This is a genomic window from Amycolatopsis rhizosphaerae (assembly GCF_007713715.1).
Classification (GTDB): domain Bacteria; phylum Actinomycetota; class Actinomycetes; order Mycobacteriales; family Pseudonocardiaceae; genus Amycolatopsis_E; species Amycolatopsis_E rhizosphaerae.
On sequence record NZ_VJWX01000622.1, the window covers coordinates 1 to 3,735 of the forward strand.

General features: G+C 66.5%; 6 protein-coding genes and 1 pseudogene. 4 read left to right on the forward strand and 3 right to left on the reverse strand.

Annotated features, from left to right (window positions below):
• From FNH05_RS34365 to FNH05_RS34380, 4 genes are all read left to right on the forward strand, one after another.
• On the forward strand, positions 1–312 hold a 312-nt coding region (locus tag FNH05_RS34365), incomplete at its 5' end, for a DNA glycosylase AlkZ-like family protein (RefSeq protein ID WP_144593023.1).
• Between the two features lie 40 nt (positions 313–352).
• Positions 353–829: an Lrp/AsnC family transcriptional regulator gene (locus FNH05_RS34370; RefSeq protein WP_144593024.1), complete on the forward strand. Its 477-nt coding sequence runs from the start codon at positions 353–355 to the stop codon at positions 827–829.
• Positions 830–978: 149 nt separating this feature from the next.
• Positions 979–1,383, forward strand: a complete 405-nt coding sequence (locus FNH05_RS34375) for an SsgA family sporulation/cell division regulator (protein ID WP_144593025.1) — start codon at positions 979–981, stop codon at positions 1,381–1,383.
• A gap of 55 nt (positions 1,384–1,438) precedes the next feature.
• Positions 1,439–2,125 carry a hypothetical protein gene (locus FNH05_RS34380; RefSeq protein WP_246128118.1) on the forward strand — a complete coding sequence of 229 codons (687 nt, stop codon included), beginning with the start codon at positions 1,439–1,441 and terminating at the stop codon, positions 2,123–2,125.
• Between the two features lie 20 nt (positions 2,126–2,145).
• On the opposite strand, the gene FNH05_RS34385 is transcribed toward FNH05_RS34380, so the two are convergent.
• The 3 genes and pseudogenes from FNH05_RS34385 to FNH05_RS39930 form a co-directional block, all read right to left on the reverse strand.
• Positions 2,146–2,865, reverse strand: coding sequence for an RAD23 family protein (locus FNH05_RS34385; protein ID WP_144593027.1), 720 nt, complete (start codon positions 2,863–2,865; stop codon positions 2,146–2,148).
• A 255-nt stretch (positions 2,866–3,120) separates the two neighbouring features.
• Complete coding sequence (locus FNH05_RS39925) at positions 3,121–3,393, reverse strand: response regulator transcription factor (protein ID WP_342781648.1); 273 nt, start codon at positions 3,391–3,393, stop codon at positions 3,121–3,123.
• A 39-nt stretch (positions 3,394–3,432) separates the two neighbouring features.
• Positions 3,433–3,606 (reverse strand): annotated as a pseudogene (locus FNH05_RS39930) (response regulator); the annotation flags it as partial.
• Positions 3,607–3,735 lie beyond the last annotated feature (129 nt).

Genomic DNA, 3,735 nt, shown 5'->3' on the forward strand with positions numbered 1-3,735 from the left:
CCCAGGTTCATCGCCGAATACGACAACCTTCTGCTCGCCCACGCGGACCGCGGCCGTGTCCTTTCTGAGCAGATGAGGAAGCAGGTGCTGACGACGCCGAACGCAATCGTCCCCGGCACCGTGCTGCTCGACGGCTTCGTCCGCGGCAGGTGGCGCATGGAACGGGAACGGGGTGCGGCCACCCTCGACGTCGAGTTGCACGGCCGTATCCCCAGGACGGACCTCGCGGCCCTCGACAGCGCCGGAGCGGACCTCCTGCGGTTCGCCGCCCCTGGTGAAATCCATCGCACCCGGTTCACCGCACCGGCCTGAAACTCCCTGGAGAACGGGCATTCTTGGCTACCATGCGAGGGTGCCCGCCGCCGACCTCGACCAGCTCGACCTCGCCATTCTCAGCCGACTGCAGGAGGACTCCCGGACCATCGCCGAATCCATCGGCGCCCAGGTGGGCCTGTCGGCCGCGGCGGTACAGCGCCGCATCAAGCGGCTACGGGAGGCCGGGGTGATCAGCCGAGAGGTCGCCGTGATCGACCCGAAGGCGGTCGGGGTGGACATGACCTTCGTCGTGAGCGTCGAAATGGAACGCGAACGGATCGACGTGCTGGACGCCTTCCGCAAGCAGGTGCTGGCCGACCCGGTGGTCCAGCAGTGCTACTACGTCACCGGCTCGGCGGACTTCATGCTGCTCGTCACCTGCCGGGACATGACGGCGTTCGAAGCGTTCACCCGGCGGACCTTCTTCGAAAACGAGGAGGTCCGGCACTTCACCACCAGCGTGGTGATGGACCGGGTGAAGGTCGGTCTCGGCATTCCCCTGACCGGCGGCTGACGAGGCCACTCTTCGCATGTTACAGGCAAGACACTTTTACACCGGATCGCGTGAATGTGGGACCCCGTGCATCATCATCGCCACCGAATGGCATCTCCTGGCTGTCCGATCGTTCGCGCCCCGCGAACCCTGACCGCGAGGAGTGGCACGTGAACACCGATGCCGTCCACCAGAACCAGTTCGTCACCCTGAACGGCTCCCCTGCCCCCGTCCTGTCGCGACTGTCCTATGTGGGCAGCGAACCGTTCGCCGTCAACCTCGCGTTCCGCACCGAACGGGGACGCTGGGTGGAGTGGACCTTCGCCCGCGAACTGCTGGTGACCGGTCTGTCCGAACCCGCGGGAATCGGCGACGTGCGGGTCCGCCCGGACCTCGCCACGGACGAGGACCTGCTGATCCTCGAGATCGAATCCCCCGACGGCTACGCGCTCGTGGAAATGGAGCGCGAGGATGTCGAGCGCTTTCTCGACGCCTCCGCCGAGGTCGTTCCGATCGGCGCGGAGGCCGGCTACTTCGACGTCGACGCCTTCATCGCCGAGATCACGAACGTCTGACCCGACTCGCCTCGTCACGGCCGGCCGTCTTGTGGTCGGCCGTTACCGTCTGGGGGTGAATTCTTCGGAGGAGGAGGAACCGCCACCGGCTTGGCGAGCCCCGTCCCGGGGTGAACACCGGTGGCTCGCCGTCACGGTCGTCGTCAGCACCCTCGTCCTTCAGCTGCTGCTGCCCAACGAGCTGGTGCTGCGCCCGGGCTGGCTCCTGCCTGCCGTGTCCGGGTTGCTGGTGGTGGCGCTGATGCTGATCAATCCCGGCCGGGTGGATCAGCGCACCCGGCTGGACCGGGGCGTCGCCCTGTCCTTGGTGGCGGCGGTCAGCGTGACCAACGGTGCCTCCGCGGTGCAGCTCGTCGAGGGGATCGTCTCCGCCTCCATCACCGATCGCCCCGCGTCGATCCTGGTGAGCGCGGCGATCGTGTACTGGACCAACATCGTCGTGTTTTCGCTGTGGTACTGGGAGTTCGACCGCGGTGGGCCGGGGCAGCGGGCCACCGGCACCGCCGAGTACCCGGATTTCATGTTCCCGCAGATGAGCAGCCCGGAATTCGCGCCGAGGGGTTGGAAACCCACCTACGCCGACTATCTGTACCTCTCGTTCACGAACGCGACGGCGTTCAGCCCGACCGACGTGATGCCCCTGCGACGGTGGGCGAAGGTGACCATGATGTTGCAGTCATCGGTCTCGCTGATCCTCGCGCTCCTGGTCGTCGCCTGGGCCATCAACGCCATCCACTCGTGAAATGCGGAAGCGCTTGCGCCTCAGCGATGACCGAATCGCGGCTGCTCGGCCCCGTAAACAAAGTCGGGACCGTAACCCGAGACGGGGCCGTAACCCCAGTTGGCCAGGTCGGTCCAGGCCCAGGAGCCCACCATCTGCTGGAACTGCTGGGCCACGGCCGACATCGGGTCTTGCATCGTGGCCGCAGTCCGGTCCAGCAGATCCGGTCGGGACGGGCTGCTGGTGGTGGCCGGTCCGGACGGCGAGGTCTTGTGGACCACCCGCTTGGCCGGAGCGCTCGTCTCCTTGTGGTTGTCGGCACCGTCACTGCTCGGTGTGCCGGTCGGAGTCGGCTGGGCCGACGTCCGCGTGGCTGTCGGCGGCACACTGATCTGGCTCGGTTCGTCTGCCGGTTCCTTGCCGGTGACCGCTCCGGTCGCCACGGCGGGCGTGGAGTCGCCGTCGTGGTGCCCGAAGGTTCCTCCGCCGATCCACCCGACGATCAGGAACAGGGCCGCCGCGCAGGCGAACAGCAGGTTGCGCCGCAGACGCCGTGTCGCCGAGGCACCAGGCGCATCGAAGTCCCTGTCGAGGACTACCGGAACCGGAGGCAACTTGCTCACGGGCGTACCGGCTGAACCGACCGCCTCCGGGGAAGTCGGCGGCGCGCTGGCCGCAACGATGCCCGTCCGGTCGGCGAGCTTGATCGCCGTCACGATGTCACCGGACCCGCTGCGCAGCATCGTGCGCACCAACGCCATCAGAAATCCTCCATTGCCCACCGATTGGCCGGCTTCGTCCACCTCACCGCCGATCGGCTATCACCCGACCGCACATCCCGCAAAACTCAAGGCGCGGCCGAAGCTACCAGGACGATGGGTACCCCAAGGCTGAAAGCCTCTCACTTTCCCCGATCCCGCGAAAAGATAACACTTATGGGTGATGCTTACCGTAGCGGATCAAGCACAGCGTGACCGGATCACCACCCAGTTGATCTTCGTCGATGAGTGACGTACTCATGTTCCACTCTCGCCGGTTTCCCACACCCACGCGGCGATCGCGACGCGATTCCTTGTCTTCAGCTTTCGCTGGATATTGACCAGATGTGTCTTCACGGTTCCCGCCGAGATGCAGAGCTTCTCGGCGATTTCCCCGTTCGTTCTCGCCTCCGCGACCAGCCGTGCAACGGCGAGTTCGCGTTCGGTGAGCGGTAGCGCGGCATCGCGCGGCGCTCGACGCGGCGCGAGGTGCCGGAACAGTTGCAGCGTGACCTGAGGACTGATGAGCATGTCCCCGGCGACGGCGGCCCGGACGCCTTCGATCAGCAGCGGAGCCCCCGACCGTTTGAGCAGGAAACCGCAGGCTCCGTTGCGCACCGCGGTGTAGACGTACTCGTCGAGGTCGAAGGTGGTGAGCACCACGACCCGAAGGGGATCGGCCACCGCCGGCCCGGCCAGTGCGCGCGTCACGGCGAGGCCGTCCCGGCCCGGCATGCGAATGTCCGCTAGTACTGCAACGGCACTTGCTTGATCTGTAGTGGATCATGGTGTGTGTGGTGTTGGATCTTGTCGTGGGCCAGTTGGATGAGTTGCATGCGCGGATCGCGGGCCGGTTTGGGCGGTCGGAGCCGC